Genomic DNA, 888 nt, shown 5'->3' on the forward strand with positions numbered 1-888 from the left:
GCCTCCGCCACCAGCCAGCTCTGCTGGATCTCCAGGCGGTTGTAGAAGAAGAACTTGTAGAAGAAGAGCACGACCGCCAGCACAAGCAGCAGCGTGCCGGTACCGCCGTGGTCCATAGCGATCGCGGCGATCGCCGCGAAGAACACGGACACCATGACCGTCGCGTACACCGCCATGTATCCCCAGGGCCGCACGATGCCCGGGTGGCGTCCTACGACGGCGAAGGTGTGTTTGAGCAGGTAGGCCAATTGCCAGAGGCGTTCACGGACGCCGGGTTGCTGCATGCGCTCCATTCCTGGTTCCTCCCCGGGCCGGTGCCTGCCCCCGGCGCCGGCCGTGCCGGTTTGTCCCGGGGATTGAACCCCGGGGCGGCGGTCCCGCCCCCGGGACCTGACCCGCAGTATCCGGCGCCGGCCTTACACCGGCCTTAACCGGGAGGCCCTAGTGGTCCTGGTGGGCATGTTCCCGGCCGGTCAGCGGGATCACGGCCACGTCGTAGAGCGGCTCCGGCTGGAGGGTGACATGGTCGATGCCGAAGCGCTCGCGGAGCAGCCGTTTCATCCGGTCGAGCTGCAGGGGCCAGTGCTCGAGATCGCGGATGCGCACGTGGGCCGCGATGGCGTAGTGCCCGGAGGCGATGGTCCACACATGCAGGTCGTGGACGCTGTCGACACCTTCCACCGCCTGCAGTTGCCGACCGACCCGGTCGAGATCGATGTGCCGCGGAACACCTTCCATCACCACGTGGATCGCGTCACGCAGCAGCCGCGAGGTGGAGATCAGAATCAGTGCCGAGATCACCAGCGAGAGGAGCGGGTCGATGGGGAACCAGCCGGTAAGGGCGATCACCAGTCCGCTCGCCAGCGCGGCGACGGAACCGAGCAGGTC

At 67.5% G+C, this 888-nt stretch carries 2 protein-coding genes; both read right to left on the reverse strand.

The genetic code is table 11. From position 1 onward, the window contains the following. Positions 1–284, reverse strand: a 284-nt coding sequence (locus tag G7A99_RS21755; protein WP_163144029.1) for a hypothetical protein, incomplete at its 3' end; no start/stop codon positions are given. A 157-nt stretch (positions 285–441) separates the two neighbouring features. Continuing rightward, positions 442–888, reverse strand: a 447-nt coding sequence (locus G7A99_RS21760; protein ID WP_163144032.1) for a cation diffusion facilitator family transporter, incomplete at its 5' end; no start/stop codon positions are given.

The sequence above is a fragment of the Arhodomonas sp. KWT genome, assembly GCF_010993615.1.